The organism is Pseudoalteromonas sp. 13-15, from assembly GCF_001468205.2.
GTDB classification, from domain to species: Bacteria; Pseudomonadota; Gammaproteobacteria; order Enterobacterales; family Alteromonadaceae; genus Pseudoalteromonas; species Pseudoalteromonas marina.
On the sequence record NZ_CP019163.1, the window covers coordinates 528042 to 547460 of the forward strand.

At 41.7% G+C, this 19419-nt stretch carries 12 protein-coding genes and 1 pseudogene; 2 read left to right on the top strand and 11 right to left on the bottom strand.

Translation table 11 applies throughout. The annotated features are described in order from the left end of the window. Window positions 1–46 precede the first annotated feature (46 nt). Window positions 47–1708 (bottom strand): asparagine synthase-related protein, encoded by a 1662-nt coding sequence (locus tag ATS72_RS17905; protein ID WP_058429896.1) that lies wholly within the window; start codon window positions 1706–1708, stop codon window positions 47–49. Window positions 1709–1911: 203 nt separating this feature from the next. On the opposite strand from ATS72_RS17905, the gene ATS72_RS17910 reads away from it, so the two are divergent. Together ATS72_RS17910 and ATS72_RS17915 are read left to right on the top strand one after the other, a co-directional pair. Continuing rightward, on the top strand, window positions 1912–2211 hold the full coding sequence (locus ATS72_RS17910; RefSeq protein ID WP_058429895.1) for a hypothetical protein: 300 nt from the start codon (window positions 1912–1914) through the stop codon (window positions 2209–2211). Between the two features lie 53 nt (window positions 2212–2264). Then, a pseudogene (locus tag ATS72_RS17915) lies at window positions 2265–2726 on the top strand (S41 family peptidase); the annotation flags it as partial. Window positions 2727–2781: 55 nt separating this feature from the next. Here the strand turns inward: ATS72_RS17915 and ATS72_RS17920 are convergent. The 10 genes from ATS72_RS17920 to ATS72_RS17965 form a co-directional block, all read right to left on the bottom strand. Then, window positions 2782–5775: a TonB-dependent receptor gene (locus ATS72_RS17920; protein WP_058429893.1), complete on the bottom strand. Its 2994-nt coding sequence runs from the start codon at window positions 5773–5775 to the stop codon at window positions 2782–2784. A 74-nt stretch (window positions 5776–5849) separates the two neighbouring features. After that, window positions 5850–8513, bottom strand: a complete 2664-nt coding sequence (locus ATS72_RS17925; RefSeq protein ID WP_058429892.1) for a glycoside hydrolase family 16 protein — start codon at window positions 8511–8513, stop codon at window positions 5850–5852. A 262-nt stretch (window positions 8514–8775) separates the two neighbouring features. Beyond that, window positions 8776–9567, bottom strand: a complete 792-nt coding sequence (locus tag ATS72_RS17930) for a sterol desaturase family protein (RefSeq protein ID WP_058429891.1) — start codon at window positions 9565–9567, stop codon at window positions 8776–8778. Next, complete coding sequence (locus ATS72_RS17935) at window positions 9560–10204, bottom strand: CDP-alcohol phosphatidyltransferase family protein (protein ID WP_058429890.1); 645 nt, start codon at window positions 10202–10204, stop codon at window positions 9560–9562. Before ATS72_RS17935 ends, ATS72_RS17930 begins: the two co-directional genes overlap by 8 nt. Before the next feature lie 27 nt (window positions 10205–10231). Beyond that, on the bottom strand, window positions 10232–10870 hold the full coding sequence (locus ATS72_RS17940; RefSeq protein WP_058429889.1) for an ATP-binding cassette domain-containing protein: 639 nt from the start codon (window positions 10868–10870) through the stop codon (window positions 10232–10234). Between the two features lie 22 nt (window positions 10871–10892). Further along, entirely contained in the window at window positions 10893–12647 is a 1755-nt protein-coding gene (locus tag ATS72_RS17945; protein ID WP_058429888.1) for an ABC transporter permease, read from the bottom strand. Beyond that, window positions 12644–13921 (bottom strand): ABC transporter substrate-binding protein, encoded by a 1278-nt coding sequence (locus ATS72_RS17950; protein ID WP_058429887.1) that lies wholly within the window; start codon window positions 13919–13921, stop codon window positions 12644–12646. Before ATS72_RS17950 ends, ATS72_RS17945 begins: the two co-directional genes overlap by 4 nt. Continuing rightward, the gene (locus tag ATS72_RS17955) at window positions 13908–14714 is read right to left on the bottom strand and encodes a DUF547 domain-containing protein (RefSeq protein WP_058429886.1); all 807 of its coding nucleotides are present in this window, start codon (window positions 14712–14714) and stop codon (window positions 13908–13910) included. The genes ATS72_RS17950 and ATS72_RS17955 overlap by 14 nt, the downstream gene beginning before the upstream one ends. A gap of 1 nt (window position 14715) precedes the next feature. Further along, window positions 14716–16869 carry an FAD-dependent oxidoreductase gene (locus tag ATS72_RS17960; RefSeq protein WP_058429885.1) on the bottom strand — a complete coding sequence of 718 codons (2154 nt, stop codon included), beginning with the start codon at window positions 16867–16869 and terminating at the stop codon, window positions 14716–14718. A gap of 189 nt (window positions 16870–17058) precedes the next feature. Continuing rightward, entirely contained in the window at window positions 17059–19413 is a 2355-nt protein-coding gene (locus ATS72_RS17965; protein WP_058429884.1) for a TonB-dependent receptor, read from the bottom strand. Between the last annotated feature and the right edge of the window lie 6 nt (window positions 19414–19419).

Genomic DNA, 19419 nt, shown 5'->3' on the forward strand with positions numbered 1-19419 from the left:
TGCTTAAAACACCTTGAGTAGAGGCCTACAGCAAGGTGTTTTAATGTTACCGCTTAAGCATATTTTCAATAATTTTTAGCTTATCGTTATAGCTTTTAATGCCACAAGCATGCAGTAACGCTACCGCACTAAATGAGGCTAGGTTAACTAATTGCTTATGTTGGCTTGTCATTAACTGAGTGAAAATTTGATACACCTTAGTGGGCTTAAACTGCTTGGGGCGTTTAATTTGCCATTGATCAATACCGTCTTTTGGTAATAAACATGGAACATGGCCAGGGTATGCTTGCCAAGGCGAATCTAAGGCTTCGGGGAATGCATAGCGTAAAAAATCATGATAAAAGCGATGCTTTCTTACTTGTGACGTTGGCTGCGACAAAACATGTCTAAGTACTTTCCAGGAATAAAAGGGCAGGCAAAAATCCATTTGATACTCGTCCACTTTATCGAATGGAATGGCTAAATGGTGATGCTGATCGTTAAGTAATAAAAACAGGTAGTAAGCTTTTTCAAGAGGAATATCTCCAAACTCTTTTAATGACGTTACGATATTAGCTTTTAGTCTGGCTTGCATTTTATCAGCGTTATGGATTATTGATTTGGGAATATAAGCAAATTGTTGCGATAAATAAGCGTCAGCAAGGTGCTCAGGTTCTTGTGTTAAAGCCGCTTCGTAAACTTCATCTGAGTAGTAAATAACACCCAGCCCAACACTGCCTCCATTGCCAGACCATGCTAAACGAGGACGTGTTACTTTAGGGTGGTCTGGATGTTTGCCGTTTAACCAATGCTCGCCTAGTCTGTCTTCAATTGTTTTTGCCTGCGTATCGTTAACACGAATAACATCAAGCTCAATTTTTTGGCTTTTTGCGAACGCCGTTGCGCAGTATAAGTCTTGTGTTTGATGCTGTGAAAAATTAAGCGCGGTGATGTTTACATTTTGCCTTTTAAGTAAGCACGCAATCAACCTTGAGTCTAATCCACCCGATAGCGTAGTAAGCACGTGATTATCGTTATCAATATATTTGTTTACATTGTTAGATAGGTCTTGCTTTAAGCTATGCAGTGTTTTTTCGTAATTATCATTATTTTTAGTAAGGCTGCTCCAGTCAAAATACTGTGTTTTAGTAACCCCGTTAGATGATGCTTCTAGGCGAGTTCCTGGGCGAATACACGAAATTTCGTTGTAATGGGTATGCTCAAATAGGTAATACCCAAGTGTTGCATATTCCATCATTCCTTCGTGATTACAGGTAAGTGGTAAGCCTAAGTTTTTGAGTAAGCTATATTGGGTACTAAAAATAAAAGCACCTTCATAATACATATAGTAAAAAGGGCGAACCCCAAGGGAATCGGTAACTAAGTTTAATACATTCGTAACCTTGTTATACCGTGCCATACAAAAAACACCTTCACATTCTGTAAGCATTGCATTGGTATAATGTGAGTTTAGGGTGTTTAAATCATTATTTCGGTTCGCGCTTAAAAGTGGGTGACCAACCAGTGTTGCAATATGCGAATCTGTTTGCAAAAAAGCATGTGGGCCAAAGGTTTCATAATCTAAACTAGCTAAGTAAAGAGCTTGTTCATGTACTTCGTTAATTGTGCCACCGTTTACTTTAGCATCTTCAGCTTTAAATTTATTAATAATAAAATCATGATGTTGAGTTAGCCCAGATGCACAATAAATTCCAAAAAATTTCGCCATAACCCGTACCTGTAAGTCGTTTTGTTATTAATTAGGTATCAAGGTTTGTACCAAGATTAATTAATACTTTGCTAGAGATTCGCAGTACTAATTGAATTTGACTTTTTAGGTACAAATTAATTGCCTCAAAACAAAAAACTATATAACTTATTAAGGTGCATACATCCTATAAAAGTAAATTTATCAATCAGCAGGAAAGCCGAATGAACAATAAAATACTCAAATCATCTACTGCTACGTATCAAAGCGGTGTGGCAAAAGCCGATGGTAAATTTTATATAACGCAAGGTGAGGTACGTTTTGAGCCATACAATGAATGTGCTGGTTTAGGACCTTATACTTTAACACGCAGCGCAATCGTAAAAATTGAAAAGTCAGTAGGTACAGGTGCTGGCATTTTACCACTAACAAGCGATGCAATAACAATCACCTTAGAAAATGAAGATACTTATGATTTTATTATAGCAAACCCTGATGAATGGATTCGTTTACTCAAGCATTAAATGATTAGGGTCTGTTGACCTTTAGGTTAAATTTGCAGCAGTCTGTTTGGTATCATGCAATGTCTCTATTGGACATAATAAAAGAGCAACCCGAAATATTTAAAGCTGTAGCTGCGGGCATGGCTTTATCACTTAAAAGTGGTGATTCATTTTATTTAGAACGAGAGACTAATACGCTAAATAACGTACCACAAGAGCCGTTAGTGAGTGACTTTAAAACTAAGGTGTTTGTTATAGTGCCGCCGCTATGCGCTAGTGCTTGTTTAGATGCGCTTGATAAGTTTAAGCTTTTTGAAAATACCACGTTGTTTGGTGCTCCAAGTAGCGCAGACTCGCTGTATATGGAGGTACGTTTAGCCGATTTACCTTCAGGCTTAGGTAAAGTTGTAGTGCCAAATAAAGTATATGTAAATAGAGCGCGAGGGGCAGGTGATTTTTACAAGCCAGATATTGCGTATAACGGCGTTGATTGGACAACGAATATACTATTAGAGCAGATTAAGCGCATCCCATAGCTCAAAAATAAAAAAACCGCTCTTAGAGCGGCTTTTATTTGGTATTTATTTAAGTTTAGTTACCCATTGAGTATCTAAAACCAAATGCATAACGCGGTCCGTATTGTGCAGCGCTTAAGAACTGGCTTTCAAAACGACTGAACGAACGCTCTGTCTCGTTTGTTAAATTAACGCCTTCAAAGAATACGGTAGTGCTTTCATTCACTTCGTAGTTAACGCTAATGTCCCACTGTAAATATTCTTCAGCATATTGTGGTGGAGCCGTAGCACCCGAATCCGGTAGGCCTTGCGCAATTAGGTATTCATCACGCCATGCACCAGTAATTTTAACTGATAAGCCATCTTTTTCGTAAAAACCTTGTAGATTGGCAGAATCACTCAAGCCAGCTAATACAGCTTGAGATGCAAGGTAATAGTTGTCGTACTCTACATCACCGTCAACAATAGTGGCATTAAAACCAGCGCCAAAACCTGACTCGCCGAATAAGTGCTGTATCGCAAACTCAACACCATTTACTTTACGAGAACCTACGTTTTCTGGTGAGTTGATTGTCCACTCTATTAATGGATCAGTTGCTGAGTCAGGAAGTACACGGTTGTTTTCGCCAATTCCTACGCCATTTGCCACAATCTCATTATAGATAGCAGAGTCAGTTGCCTGCTCGCCACGTCCTTCAATTGCGGTTACTGCATTATTCCAGCGTTGACCTAAATAAACATCATGCAGGCCTTCAAACGTGGTTGTTACTTGCGTGTTATCAATCCAATTATCTACATCTTTCCAGAACATACCCACTGCAGCGTAGCTACCTTCATTGTAGTAATATTCAAGGCTAAGATCGAAATTTGTTGATTTAAACGGTTGTAAATTTGGGTTACCACGGCTACCGCTTCTTGAATTTAACTTAGGTGACGGTGTTAAGCTTAAGTTGCCAAGCATGTCGCCAAGGGTAGGGCGTGTGATTGTTTGGCCCCAAGATACACGTGACACTAAGTTATCAGAAAGGTCGACTTTTACATCTATCATAGGTAGAAGAAGATCGTAATTACCTTTGTAATCAACCTCAACTAATTCGCCGCCACTGGCAAATTCAGTTAGCCACTCAGAACCACCTGCCCAATATACTTGCTGAGCAACACGGCTTTTAGCTGGGCTTACAATGTCAGTTTCTTCGTAGCGAAGGCCTAAATTTACAAAAACATCGTAGTCGCTAACGTTAAATACCCAATTTGTAGAAAGGTAAACACTGATTGTTTCTTCTTCTACTTTGTTAGTTGGGAAGCCATCAAAGGTGCCTATTTGGTAAACATCACTGCCTATTACGTCTTCAGTTAAAAAAGCGCTTTGGCGAGCAAATGCTTCATCAAGATCATAAGTGTAAGCATAGCCTGGCGCTACACCGTTAGGACCAAATGAAAACTCGTCAAGAAAGTCACTTAAATCAACTCGCTCGAACATACTATCTGGGAATATCTCAGCAAATGTACCGTTATTAAAGCCTGGTGCATTGGCATTATTAGAGCCACCCCAGCCACTAAGTGTTTGCTTAGTGTATGCAGCACCAAATTTTACTGTTTCTAAACCAATGTCAGTGTAAGTAAATAGTTTACCGTCTAGTTGTACTTGAGATACTTCTGATTCACCGGGTGTTCTTGTAAATATACTAAAGTTAGAGCCAATTTGGTTTGGGTCAACTTCTTGCGTGCCGTTATTCCAATTTACATTAAAACCAGGTACGTCACCTTCACGGAAAGAGTACTCTTTAGTTGAAATGTCTGCCGAGCCTAAAATGATTCGTGCGTTAGCGCCTAAGCCAGGATCTTTACCATTATCGGTCGTTGTTTTAGATGTGTGAGCATCAAAGTTAAAGCTCAGGTTTTCGGTTGCTAACCACTCAACGTTAATACCTGTTGCTTTTGAATCTACTTCTGATGTTTCACGAAATGCAGTAAAGGATGCATCGTCACCTGCAGAGTTGTAATAAACAGCTGTGCCATTTTCATCAAGTTCATAAGCATTGGCATTACCACCAAACGATCCGTTCCAAATCCCCCAAGACAATGAGTTATTCCCGGTCGTTGCTTGTGAAATCGTATGATCAAGCGTAAAGGTTAGGTTATCTGTTGGCGCAAACTGAAATGTTGCTTGCGCATTTAAGCGCTCACGTTGAATGTCATCTTTTGCAAAACTAACTTCTTGCGGAAAGAAAGCGGCTGAAACAAATTCACCATTTTCCCCAGCGTTTGGGTCAAAGAATTGTTTAGCCGGGTTACCTTCAGCATCCATTGGGCGGTTATCAACAATATTAGCTGCATCAACCGAGAGATTTGGATTAACTAACCAAGAGCGAACATTTGCTGCTTGTCGTTGAAAATCACGACGATGATATGAAAAGTTTGCCGACACACCAAAACGATCGTCATCAAAGGTATTACTGTAGATACCTGCAATTTCAGGTGTTACTTTATCGCCTTCTTCTACAGATGTATCGTGAATACCTTTAGCCATAAAAGAAAAGCGCTCACCAGGCTTTTGTAATGGTTTTGCGGTAACAATATTTACAGTTGCACCCAATCCACCGGTTGGTGAATCAGCGCGTGCAGTTTTCATTACTTCAAGTGAACTTACACCTTCTGATGATAAGTTTTCAAAGTTAAATGAGCGTGTAAAACCTGTTCCCGCCATTTGGCGACCATTAAGTGTTACCAAGTTAAACGATGGACCAAAACCACGAACAGTAATTTGGCTACCTTCACCGTTTGATCGGCTGACAGATACGCCAGTAATTCGTTGTAATGATTCTGCTAAGTTTGTATCTGGGAACTTACCCATTTCTTCAGCCGAGATGGCGTCAACTACACCAGAAGCATCTCGTTTTACATCCATTGAACGGATTAATGATCCGCGAATACCTTTTACTTCAATGATTTCTAGTTCAGGTTCAGCAGTATTTTCTTCTGCTGCATAGGCTAAATTAAATGTACTTGCAGCGATGATAAGTGACACAGAAGCTGCTAACTGGCTCTTTTTAAAAGTGAATGTGTTCATAATTGCTCTGCTTTTCTAAATTTATTACAGTTAGTGGGTGCCTATGTAAAGGCACCTACCATTCAATGGTTGTTCTACGGGTTTGCGATAATTACGTTATCGATACGATAAACCGCGCCTTCACCCGTACTCCATGCTGGGAAAACCATTAACACGTTGATATCACTGATGTCTAAACCGGCGTCAAAAAGTGATTGCAATGTAAATGTGTACGTTTGCCATTGACCAATAACCGGTACTTGACCTTCAACACTTTCTGCAAGAGGAAGCTCCACTGCAGACGCAGCGCCAGTTGATTCAATTTTAAATAACCATTGAGCGTCTGTTGCGTTAGGTGGAGTCACCATTTTCATTTCAAATTGTACAACCCCATTTGCAAGGATAGACGAGGCATCAAAAGAAACACCTTCATCGGCTAAAAAGCCCATAACAGTTGGCGCTGAACCAATTACAAATTCAGCAACGGTACCGTGATCGCTATCGTCTGTTTCCTCAGTAGGTGTTGAACCACCACAACAATCCCATATGCTCCATTGCTCTGCAGCAGTATCTTGGAATATTGTAATTTCACTTCCTGCAGTAGATGCTGCACTTGGGTCATAAATTTTAGCGTTATCTACACGGTAAACTGCGCCTTCACCCGTTCCCCATGCTGGGAAAATCATAACAACATCTATCGCGCTAACATCTAAACCTGCACCTGCTAGGTCGGCTAAGGTGTAAGTGTAAGTTTTCCATTCACCTGCAACTGGCGCGTCACCTGCGTCTGTTAACGGAAGCTCTACCGCTGAGTCACCCTCATTAGATTCAATTTTCATTAACCAAGTTGAGTCAGGGTTATTAGGGTTTGACATTACTTTTAGTTCAAACTGCAGAACGCCATTTTCTAAAATACTAGTCGCATCGAACGGTGTGCCGCTTCCACCCGCAGATGTGCGTGTGTTAAAGCCCATTACTGTAGGCGCTTCACCAATGCTAAACTCTGCAGTTAAACCGTGCTCTTCGTCGTCTAATGCTTCAACTGGGGTTGAACCACCACAGCAATCCCACATAGGCCAATCTAAACTTTGTCCGTTGTCGAATAAAACAACCTCAGGAGAAGCACCCAAGTCACCTTCAATTGCTACATTGGTGATAAGGTACTCAGCACCTTCACCTGTTTGCCATGCAGGGAATACCATAAGCACATCAATTGCGCTTAAATCTAGGCCTTTTTCTTGAAGTAGTGATAATGGAAAGGTATATGTTTGCCATTGACCAGTTACAGGTGTTACACCTTCATTACTTTCACTTAATGGTACGTCGCCTGTATTTGGGCCACCGTCACCTGCTTCTGCTTTAAGTATCCATGTAGTATCCGACGTTGGAGGCGTTACCACTTTCATGTCAAACGTTAAACGGCCGTTTAATTCAAGTAAAGGAGATGCATCAAATGGAGACGATGTTCCTGTAAAGTCGTCTGGAAAGTGACCACCGCGCGTAGAGAAGCCAAGCACAGTTCCGTTGTTATCATTTATATTAAATTTAACAGCGTCACCTTTGTCTGCATCAGTAATAACCTCTGGTACAGTGCCGCCACAACAATCCCATGCAATCCAGTTAGCGTCTAGGCTACCGTTAAATACATCAAGGTTTCGGGCTACGCCGTCGCTTGGTGGAGTAGGTACAGGTGCTGCACCTTCTACAAGTGCGTCGTCTAGGCTGTCGTAACCTGGGCGAACTGTTTCACAGCCTTTGCCTGTGCTTGGGTCTGATGCACATTCGTATACTCGAACGTAATCAATTTCAAAGCTTTGGCCTTGTGCAAATGCGTCTGCATCAATACCTAGGTTGTTAACGTTTTCAGGCCAATCTCCACCCACTGCATGGTTTAATATAAGGTAGAAATCTTTATCGAAAGGGGCGTTATCCCAATGTGTTGTAAGTTCGCCGCTTCCTTGTTCAAAGTATTCCGCAAACCAGCCTTTGTGCTTAAGGCCAACAGCTTCGTCTTTTGAATTGTAACGAACTTCAGAACGACGTTGTGTAGCGTAAAGGTAATCATCTACATACCAGCGGATTTCACCTTCTTGCCACTCTACAGCGTAAGTATGAAAATCATCAGCTGGGTTCATATCTTCAGGTAACAAATAAGCTTTACCTGAGCTAGAGTTATTTGGCCACTCACGACCGTAATGAAGAGTACCGTGCACGTAAGATTCAATAGTGCCATCTTCAGCGGCTACTTTTAGATTTACAGCTTCTAAAATATCAATTTCACCAGAACGTGGCCAAGTGCCATACTCTTCATCAGTTGGCATCATCCAAAATGCAGGCCAGCTACCCTGACCAGACGGTAATTTTGCGCGCATTTCAAAGCGGCCGTATGTAAAGTCTGCGTTGTAACGGGTATTTAAGCGGGCTGATGTGTAAGGTTTAGCTGCGCCTTCTTCTGCAGGGAGTGCGACGATGTTCAGCATGCCGTCTTTGATAAAGGCATTTTCTTCGTTATCGGTATAACATTGCTTTTCGTTGTTACCACCACCAGCACAGTTTAATTCAAAGTTCCATTTGTTTGTATCAATGCTAGTGCCGTCAAATTCGTCATTCCATACCATGCGCCAGTCTGAGACTGGCTCTGAAGAATTAACGACTTCTGTATTTGTGTTTGTTGTTGCAGCGTCACCACCACAGCCGGCCAAAGACGCTAATGAAATAGCTGCCAGAAGGCGTGTAATGCGTGTTGTTTCAATGTTCATAACTGAACCCCGTTCAACTGATAATTGTCAGAATATGTGTTTAAGTTTAGTTGATTTTATAGCTTTTATACTTTCTGTAAGCGCTTACATTTAAGTGTGTAATTGTAAGCGCTTACAAATAGTATTGTGCAGTTGTGATTTGGTCAACATATTTGTCTAAATTATTTACAATTAATTTACTGTTTAACGAATAAATAGTAGTTCTAAAATCATTAAACTGCGTAATTTTGTTTAATGATTTTATTTTTTAAGAGGATAGTTGTTACTTTTTTTGAAATGGCATGGTTAACAAAGCCCAAAGAGACGCGTTTTGCTTTTCGCTTGGGTATTCTTTTAGGCCTACATCTATGTCGTTATCGGTTTTTTGCGCTTCATTTTTGTAACTACCAAACAGTTTATCCCACCAAATAACGCTAAATCCGTAGTTTGAATTGGTTTCGCTCACGCGTTGGCTATGATGAATACGATGCAGTATTTGGGTCATTAAAATTAATCGAAGTGGTTTTTCTATTGCTTGTGGTAAGCGTATATTTGCATGATTAAATAATGCTAATCCATTAAGTGCTATTTCAAATATTAATACAGCAATAGCGGGTACACCCAAAGCGGTAACGGCAATCAATTTTATAAGTATGCTGAGTACTATTTCGACAGGGTGAAAACGCAAGCCTGTGCTGGTATCTACATGGGCATCGGCGTGGTGTACACGGTGCAAGCGCCACAAAATAGGCACTTGATGAAACAGCCGGTGCTGCCAATAAATAAGTATATCAAGTAGTAATATGCTTAAAATAATAGCAACACTACTTGGTGTGGCTATTTGATTAAATAAACCGATACCGTGCTCTTGATTATAAAGCGCTACGGCGGTTAAACCTATTGGCACACTTAAGCGGGCAATTAGTGATGAAGCAAACACCAGTCCAAAATTAGCCAACCACCGGGTGGTACTTTTTATCGGCGATTTACGGGCAGGCATACGCGATTCTAGCAGCATCATAATAGCCAAAATGCTAAAAAAGAACCCTAATCGCCACCAAATTTCATTACTCATTGGCTTGTGTAACCTCATTAGCTTCTTGGAGTTTTAACGTGTTATAACCACCATGTATACGTGTAAAAATAGTAATAGCGCACGCAGTGGCAAAAATACTCGCCATTATGGCAAAGTGCTGCGGCCAAATACAAAAGGCTATAAATAACGCGATAGTTTCTGTACCTTCGGTTAAACCATTTAAATAGTAAAAGCTTTTGTATTTAAACTGAGGTTTTTCGAGCTTAAATTTTTCGGCGGCTATGGCAAAGGCTAAAAAGCTTGAGCCTGTACCTATAAAGGTGGCCAGTAATATGCTACCTGCAATGGCGTTTTGCTCGGGGTTTGCCAAAATAAAGCCAAGCGGAATTGCCGCGTAAAATAAAAAATCGAGGGTAATATCTAAAAAACCGCCAGCGCTTGAACTTAAATTTGCATGGCGTGCCAATGCGCCATCTAGCCCATCTAAAATACGATTTAAAGCAATAGCTGTTAACGCTGCGTACCACATTTCAAACGCAATTAATGGCACAGCTAATAGGCCTATTAAAAAGCCTGCCACAGTAAGTTGGTCGGGCGTTATACCACGCTTGTGCATTAACGCCACAACAGGGGTTAACAGTGGCTTTATTACGGGGGTGATGTATTTGTCTAACATGCTTGGTGCCTTGTACTTTTTGTGCGTTTATTTGGCTAAATTTAAGGTGATCAGCTTGCCGTTTGCGGCCTCTGCATCGCTATGATCGTGGGTGACCATAATAGCGGCCAGTTTATGCTCACGTATTTGGCTAAATACCAGCTCGCGGGTATCTACTCTTAATTGGGTATCGAGCTTGCTAAATGGCTCATCAAGCAAAATAGCTTTTGGCTCGCTTAATAGCATACGCAGTAAAGCTACGCGTGCTTGTTGACCACCAGAGAGGTTGTCGGGGTGGCGATTAGCCATGCCTTTCAATCCTACTTGTTCAAGGGCGTGCTCTATTTTTTCAAGGCGCTGTTTTTTATTGCCTTTAGGCATAGCAAAGGCAATGTTACCGCTTACCGATAAATGCGAAAATAATAACGCATCTTGATAAAGCACACCTATGTGGCGTAAATGTGCGGGTAAATTATTAATATTTTTACCGTTAAGCCACACTTCGCCATTTGCGCTAAAGCCGCTGGGTAATGTGCCGGTAAGCCAGTTTAATAAACTTGATTTACCACTGCCTGATGGCCCCATAATAGTAAGTATTTCGCCGCCTTTTACATGCTCGTTTAAGCTTAGTAATAGCTCGTGTTGACGATAAAGCTCACAATTTTTAATCTCTAAAGATGACTGCATTAAAAACCTTTTAATTTATGGGTTAGCGATGGGCGCTTTTAAAAAAGTACTTAGGTAACACCCACGCCAGTATAAAGCCAATGAGTGGCAATGCCATTTGCATAATGGCATACACCGCACTGGTGCGCCTACTTGCGCCATTTGCAAGGGTAACCGCTTCGGTTGTAATTGTTGCTATGCGCCCGCCACCGGCTAAAAGTGTAGGTAAATATTGGCCAAAGCTAATGGCCAAACCAAGTGCGGCCGCAATTAAAATAGGGGCAAATAACTGGGGTAACTTTACGTGTAAAAACACTTTGCAGGGGGTTGCGCCAAGGCTTGCTGCTACATGGGCAAAGCGAGGGTCTAATCGCCTATAACTGCTCGCAAGCGATAAAAACACATACGGCAGTACAAACAATAAATGGGTAAATACCACATTAAAAAACGCGGCTTGGTTATTTACTAGTTGTTGCAGCCACACTAGGCCAAATAAAAACGCAATACTTGGTACAAGTAACGGTAAATAAATAATTAAGCTGGTAAAGCGCGACATGGGTTTTGCACTTAATTGCTCTGACTCTAAGCACAAAAGGGTAATAATAATGGCAAATAACGTAGTAACTAGCCCTATAGCAAGGGTATTATAAAGCGGGGTTTGCATTTGCATTAGCGCACTTTTAAAGTGAAGTAGCGTGAGTTGATCGGGCAGTGCCGCCGGAAAACGCCAAAATCCGGCAACCGACCACATAATTAAGCCAATTAATGAAAGCAAAATAAAGCCAATTACAAATACTGTTAATACGGTTGTTATTTTTTGCCAATAAACACCGCCATATTCTCGCTCGCCATTGGTGAGTAAATCACTAAATAATGCTTTTATCGCTTTTTCGCCGCCAAGCCAAAGTGCTAGTAAACCACCAGTAAGTACAAGCTGCAATAATGCCCCAGCAGAGGCTTTAATACGCAGGTTTAAATCTACATCGTTAAACCAGTGCATAATAGCGACTGCCAAGGTGGGTGGAGTATTTGGCCCTAGAATAAGTGGCATTTCTACACTTGCGCTGGCATAAGCCAATACGGCTAAAATGGGTAGGCGCAGTAATGGGTAAAGGCTTGGTAATACTACTTTAAAAAAAGCAGTCATAGGGCAGTAGCCTAAATTAAGCGCGACTTTATGTTGTTGGCGCAGTTTTTTGCCAAGCTCAGGTTGGGCAAGCACACCTAGCGCCATTAACAGTAAAAAAGGCAGCTCTTTAAGGGTTAAGCCTAAAATTATACTAATACCAAACGAGTCATGCGGAAACATGCCGTTAGGCGCAAGTTCCCACCCACTAAACCAAGGCGATACTAAACGCGAGATCATACCCGAAGGAGCAATTAAAAAACCAACCGCTATAGCCGCTGCTGCGTGGGGTATTACGAGTATTGGGCTCAGTAAACGCTGAATACGGTTAAGCCACGGGCTATTAAAAAATGCCGCTAAAATCATTAACGTAATGATAAAGGCAAGTAAGGTACTTATTAATCCGCTGCCAACACTTAGCATAACCATGTGTGTTAGGCCGGGTGTTTGCATAAGCATAGTAAAGCCATGTAGGCCAAGTGTTGTGTGCTCAAGTACCGGCGCATAACCAAAAGCGGGCAATAGCACGCTAATTAAGCCGCCTATTACAGGTAAAATAAGCAATGCCAGTAAAAAGCGTGGGCTTAATGTAACTAATTTACTAAACATATCGGCGCTTTTATGTGGTTTAAGCGTTGGGCTTGCTGCTAACTTATTTGAAACAACACTCATTGGCTTACTCCAAAACGCGCTTGCCAACCTTCCATAATAGCGTTTACCCAGCTTGGGTGAGGCTCACTTAGCGTGCGTTTAATACTATTCAAAGGCAGCGCGCTTGGATGTGGTTGCGTTGTTTTAAATAAGGCTTGCTGCTGTGGTGTTAGCGTTGACTGAATAAGTACACTTTTATCGCCCCATATAGGCGCTTTTTGTTTTTGAGCTTGCGCCTCTGGACTTAATAAAAAATTAGCCACTAACTGCGCACTTTGCTGGTGGCTTGCATTATAAGGTATGGCTACAAAGTGGGTGTTACTTAAACTGCCATCTTGCATTGCATAACTGCGAATACTTTTAGGTAAATCATAACGTTTAACGGCGGCGGGGACTTCGGGTGCTGAAAACGTAAACGCTATGCTTAGCTCTGTGTCGCCTACTAAACGGCGCATTTGTGCGCCACTTTGCATAAAGTGTTTCCCGCCGCGCCAAAGTGTTGGGTGCAGTTTATTTAAAAAGTCCCATAATGGGTTTAATACTTGGGCTGTGTTTTGTGCAGTAGCAGGCTGATTTAACTGCGCTTTAAGTGTTTCATCACTTTGTTGATGTAGCATAACAAGCGCGTATTTTAAAAAGCTCATTCCTAAAAAATCAGGTGGCTTTGGGTAACTAAAGCGCCCTGGGTTTTGTGCGCTCCAGCTAAGTAATTGGTTTAGGGTTATTGGTAGTGTGTTATTTGCAGTGCCGTCAATTGCTAAACTGTCGTAGTAAAAGGTGAGTGAAGCTTGACCCCAAGGTGCTTCCATTCCATTAGTGGGTATTCCAAAATCAAAATTAACAGCGGGATTATTGCTAGGGTCGGTGTTGCTAAAATTAGGCAACTTATTAGCCCATTGTTTAAGTAATAATGAGTGCTCGCTCATGGTGGCAAAGTTAGCACCGTTTATCCAAATTAAATCTACGCTGCCTTTATCGTTATTGTTTGCTGATTTTTCGGCAAGTACGCGGCTTACTGCTTCGCTGGTATCACTTAGTTTAACGTGTACTAAGTTTATGTTGTATTTGGCTTTTACTTGCTGCGCAGCCCATTGAATATACGCATTTATTTGCGCATCGCCGCCCCACGCATAAAAATATACGCTTTGGTCTTTGCCTAAGCTTTCAACTTGCTGCCAACGGCTTTGTAATTGTGTACTTGCTAGGCTTTTAAAGCTGATAACAAGGCAAATGCAAAACGCGACACAGCAAAAGCTGTATCGCGATAATGTTTGCCAACATTTATTGGCGAGCATTTAAATCCCAGTTGTAGTCTAAAAACTTAACTTTCATGTCGTTATTTTTAAGCGCTTTTTGCTGAGCGGGTATCAGTTTTAGTGCTTTAGGGTATTGCATAAAAAACTGTTGCAGCGTATTCGCACCTTTAAAGCCTTGTTCAAAATCATCGCCGTACCACTTAAATATTGAAGACACACTTAGCGTGTTATCTTGCGCTATATTACGGGTCATGTCTGATAAAAAGCGGACTGTTTGCGCTTGCAATTGGCTTTCTAAATCAGTGGCTGTGTAGGCTTCTTCACGTAGTGCTGGGCAGCCAATACTTGCGCAATTTACAGCAAAGTGAATACGTGGGTCGTTGTATTTACCACTGCCACGTATTAAACCATGTTCTATATCATCAAGGCTGCGAGTTTTACCAAGTAATGGCACAAACTCTTTGCTCCATGGTGAGCTAAAAAAGCTGCCTAAATCTTTAATTGACTTAAGATCTGGGTATTTTGTTAATATAAGCTCAACAGTAGAGGCGTTATATGCGTTAATTAAAAACGCCAGCTGCTTAGGTTTTTCCCATGTATCAAACTCATTTTGCGTAACAGCCGATAGCGAATCTAAATAGGTTTTAAGCTCGCTGTGCTTAGCTTTTATTGCTGAATAATCAACCTCTGTGCTGTGGCCATGATTAATAGCTACAACATGGTTGTTTAATAATGTATTCCAGCCCTCGTGCATATTTTGAGCTTTGCTTGCAAACGATGTTGCAAGCAAAGCAGACCCTAACAATAGCGTTTTTAAAGGTGTTTTAAACATATTAGCCTCTGCGCCATGTGTGGTATTTTTCAAGCATGTTAAGTACTTTTTCAGGTGCGTGAGCGCGTTTCCACTCGCCTGCTGCGTACTTGTTACCTTCAGCCCACGTGGGGTAGCTGTGAATAGTGCCTAGTATTTTGTTAAGGCCTAAACCGTGTTTCATTGCTAGTACAAACTCAGCTATTAAATCGCCAGCGTGCTCAGATACCACTGTAACACCGAGTATTTTGTCTTTGCCTTTTGGTGTAATTACTTTAATGAAGCCTTTGGTGGCGCTGTCGGTAATGGCGCGGTCTAGCTCTTCAAATTCAAAGCGAGTGATTTCATAGTCAATGCCTTTATCAATAGCGTCTTGCTCGTTTAAGCCAACACGTGCTACTTCTGGGTCAATAAACGTAGTCCACGGAATAACACGGTAATCGACTTTAAACTTTTTAAGATTACCAAATAAGCCATTTACAGCTGCGTACCAACCCTGATGAGCGGCTACGTGCGTAAACTGATACGGACCTACAATATCGCCAGCGGCAAAAATGTTAGGGTAAAGCGTTTCAAGGTATTCGTTAGTGACTACAGTACGGTTGGTTTCTATGCCAAGTTCTTCAAGGCCGTAACCTTTAAGACGAGCGCTTCGGCCCACAGCACATAGTAGCTCATCGTATTCAATATCGATTTCGGTATCGTTATGTTTTACCACAATGAACTTTTTACCATCGCGCTCTTCACAGCGCAGTGCTTGATGCGAGGTTAAAATGTTTACGCCGCTCTCAATAAGCGCTTCGTGAGCAAAGGTAGACACTTCTAGGTCTTCTTTGATCATGATGCGTTCGCTCATTTCAATTTGCGTAACGCTTGACCCTAAGCGTGCAAAGCTTTGTGCAAGTTCGCACCCAATTGGACCACCGCCAAGTACAACAAGCTTTTTAGGGGCTTCTTCAAGCTCTGCAAATTTAGTCCATAATGTATCGCTTGTTACATAGCCAGTTTCTTCAATACCAGGTAATGGCGGTACAAATGGGCGTGCGCCAGTGGCAATAACAATAGTACGGGCGGTTAATGTTTGTGTGCCGCCATCGTTAAGCTTAATTTCTACAGTCCACGGGTCTAATAATTTACCGTAGCCTTTTACAACATCTACGCCTAGGTTTGTGTAGCGCTCAACGCTGTCGTGTGGTGCTACGTCGGCAATTACTTTATGGATACGTGCCATTACTTTTTTAAACGAAAACTGCGGTGTGGCGTTTTCTAAGCCGTAGTGTTCACCGTGGCGAATTTGCTCAGCAATTTTAGCGCTTTTAATAACGGCTTTACTTGGCACACACCCGTAGTTTAAACAGTCGCCTCCCATTTCGCCGGCTTCAATTAGGGTTACTTTGGCTTTAACCGCTGCTGCAATATAGCTTGTCACTAAGCCGCCAGCACCTGCGCCAATAACAATCATGTTACGGTCGAACTTTTTAGGTTTAGTGTAATTTTTGTATACGCGACGTTTTTTAAACACGTTTAGGATTCCTTTAGCAATGAATGGGAACACACCCAATAAAGCGAACGATAAAATAAGATCGAGCGATAAAATGCCTGATAAGCTCTCAATTTGCGCAAGTTGCGTACCCGCGTTTACAAATACAAAAGTACCTGCGAGCATACCTACCTGACTTACCCAGTAGAAGGTCCACGATTTAATTGCAGTAACACCCATTAGTAAGTTAATTAAAAAGAACGGGAATACGGGTACTAAACGAAGGGTAAATAAGTAAAACCCACCTTCTTTTTCAACGCCTGCGTCAATAGCGTCTAAGCGCTCAGGAAAACGTTGTTTAATTGTATCGCGCAGTAAGTAACGAGATACTAAAAAGGCAAGCGTAGCACCTACCGTAGAGGCAAACGAGGCAACCAATAAGCCTTCAACTAAGCCAAATAATGCACCTGCGGCCAGTGTTAATATAGCCGCACCCGGTAAAGAGAGAGCCGTTACTACTACATAAAGTAAAAAGAAGCCGCCAATAACAAGCAGCGGCGACTCTGCTTTGTACTGATCAAATTGATCCATTGACCCTTTTAAGCCATCAAGTGTTAGTAACTGGTGTAAATTAAAATGAAAGAACGCGCCAATAGCAGCGGCGGCAATCACTATTAATAATAATTTTTTTATCATGTTCTCTCTCTTAATTAGGGCCTATTAACCTTTTTGGATTGCACTAGGTAAATCCTTTGGGCTGCGCCTGTTTAGCATTAATTTTACTTTAACGCCTATGAGGAATAACCACACCACATAGGCTTTACCTAGCTTTATAAGAAGCAAATTTATGTATATTTAACCTTTAAAGCTAAATATTCATAAATATTAAAACTTATGGGTCAGAGTCAGCTTGGCATTTATTGGCAATTCAGGGAATGCCAAGGTTGCGCCAAAGTAGCCGCCTTCAAAAACAGGACGCCAATTTTTTTGGTTTGTGATGTTATTTACATCTAAACGTAACTTGGTACTAGGCGTAAATGCATAGCTAATATTTACGTTTAGCGTGTATTGATCACGAATTTTAACTGTTTGTAAAAAGTCTAATGGGTAACTCTTTGTATATAGACCTGAAAAACCAGTTTGCCATTTCGAGGTAATTGAATAATTACCATTAAAACTAAACGATTGCTCTGGAATACCTTGTACTTGACTGTTTGACGGTGCAAATGGTGTAAAGCTTGGCGCGCCAACGCCCGTACCAGCAATAATGTCTGGGCGTGAGTTATCAAACGCATCAGCGACTTGAGCTGAATCTTGGCTGCTTGCAGAGTTATCGTAGCGGGCATCTATGTAGCTGTAGCCCGCACTTAGCCAATAAGGGTAGGCATCGTAAAATACTTGGCTTTCAAAGCCCGTGGTACGAATACCTGTATTGCTGCCATCGCGATTACGTAAACTACGGCGCTGGCTAAATACCGCGCCATCAGCGTACCAGTCGCTGTTGGTTGGGGCGTATTTTAAACCAAATTCTACGAGTGTGTTTTCTGTTGCAAAGTTTTGTGCACTAATCACGTTGCCGCCACCCAGCACATTACCGCCAGCCATACTGTTTGATGTGGCCTCGTTATAACTTGCGGCACCGTAGCCTGTGAAATCAGCGTTTAATTTGTAATTAAAGCTTACCTGACCTGACTGAAGCGTGTCGTTAATGCTATCACTTGCTGCAGTTTGGCCTTGTGGTGCAATAGGATCACGTGCTTCTACATCATAATAATCTACCCGGTAACCTACGCTTGTATGAAGTTTATCCGTCCAATCCGAGTCTTGCTGAATAGCAAAACCTGTTTGCCATGAACGAGAGTCAGTGGTGTCTGATAGGTTAAAGTCGCCGCTACCGTCGTTATCTATATCGTACTGTGCACCAGGTGATACGAACACACCCGGGCGAAGCTCAACCAAACGTGCCTTTTGTGCGTCTGTTAAAGGAATGCGGCGATTTGATAATGGGCCAGTTAAATCAATAGGTAAGTCGGCCTCTGTGGTGAACTGGCTGTAGCCAAGCACTTTGTTATAGCGTACGTCAAAAGCAAAAATAGTTTGTTGTTCGTCGTTCCAACTATACGTTAGTTCTGTTCGATTTTGCGCCGTGTCGGCGCCGTCAATAATTTCAACAAAGCTATTTTGGGCAATCTCTTCACGCTGTAAATGTTGAAAGTAGGTGATGTTTTTAAGTGAGGCATTTGCACTTAGCTCACGTTTATAAATACTGTGAATTAAATAGGTTGTAGCTTCGTTTTGGTTATCAGGGTCAGTAAGTACAGTGCTGCGATCAATGTTTACTTGCCCAGTAGGCGACACAATCGAACCCGCCGCCGGTACTGTACTGCCATTTGCTTGCACGCCTTGGCCAGTAATATAAAGGCCATCATCAATTAAAGCTTGGGTAGGGCGGTTAATACCGGCGTTGTCGGTAAATTCGACTTGGTATAGCTCAAAGTTAATATCCCAAGTGCTTTTATCGTCTGGCAAAATGCGTAGTGCTGCAAATAAACTGTCGCTTTTAGTACCTGAATAATCGTAATAGCTGCCATGGTCAAGATGTTCATAGCTTACTCTAAACCCGACTTTGTCTTTAATAATTGGCGCAGTGTAATCTATTTGCGCACTGTATTGGTCCCAACGACCGGCCGATAAACTCGCTTTGCCTTTACTTTCGTCCGTTGACGCTACTTTTGACTGTAAGTTAACAAATCCACCGTTGCGTTGGCTTGAACCAAACAAAACCGGCGGTGCGCCTTTTACTACATCTATTTGTTCGACAGAATTGAACGATAACGGCACGCCAAACCCATTGTTACCTGCTTGACGACGTGTACCATCTTGAAAAAGCTCACCCAATTGACCGCGAATAGTAGGTAAACTTGGCGCGCCAAAGCCACTTGCAGAGTATGTGTTTGGGCTTACTGCTAATACATCTTGTAAAGTAGTAATGTTAAGCTGTTCTATAAGTTCGCTTGAAATAGGCGTAACTGAGCGTGCTATGTCTTGAAGTGCTAAGTTATCACCAAAAGGACCGTCAATTGTTTCATTTTTAACAGAAAGCCCTTGAGACTTTATAACTTGACCAGCCACCTCAATGTGTTCAATCGAATCTTTCACTTGCGTTTTTTCAGCTGCAAAAGCAACAAGGGGAGTGTTTAATATGGTGGCTAACGATAGTGCTAAGTATGCGTGTTTCAAGGGTTG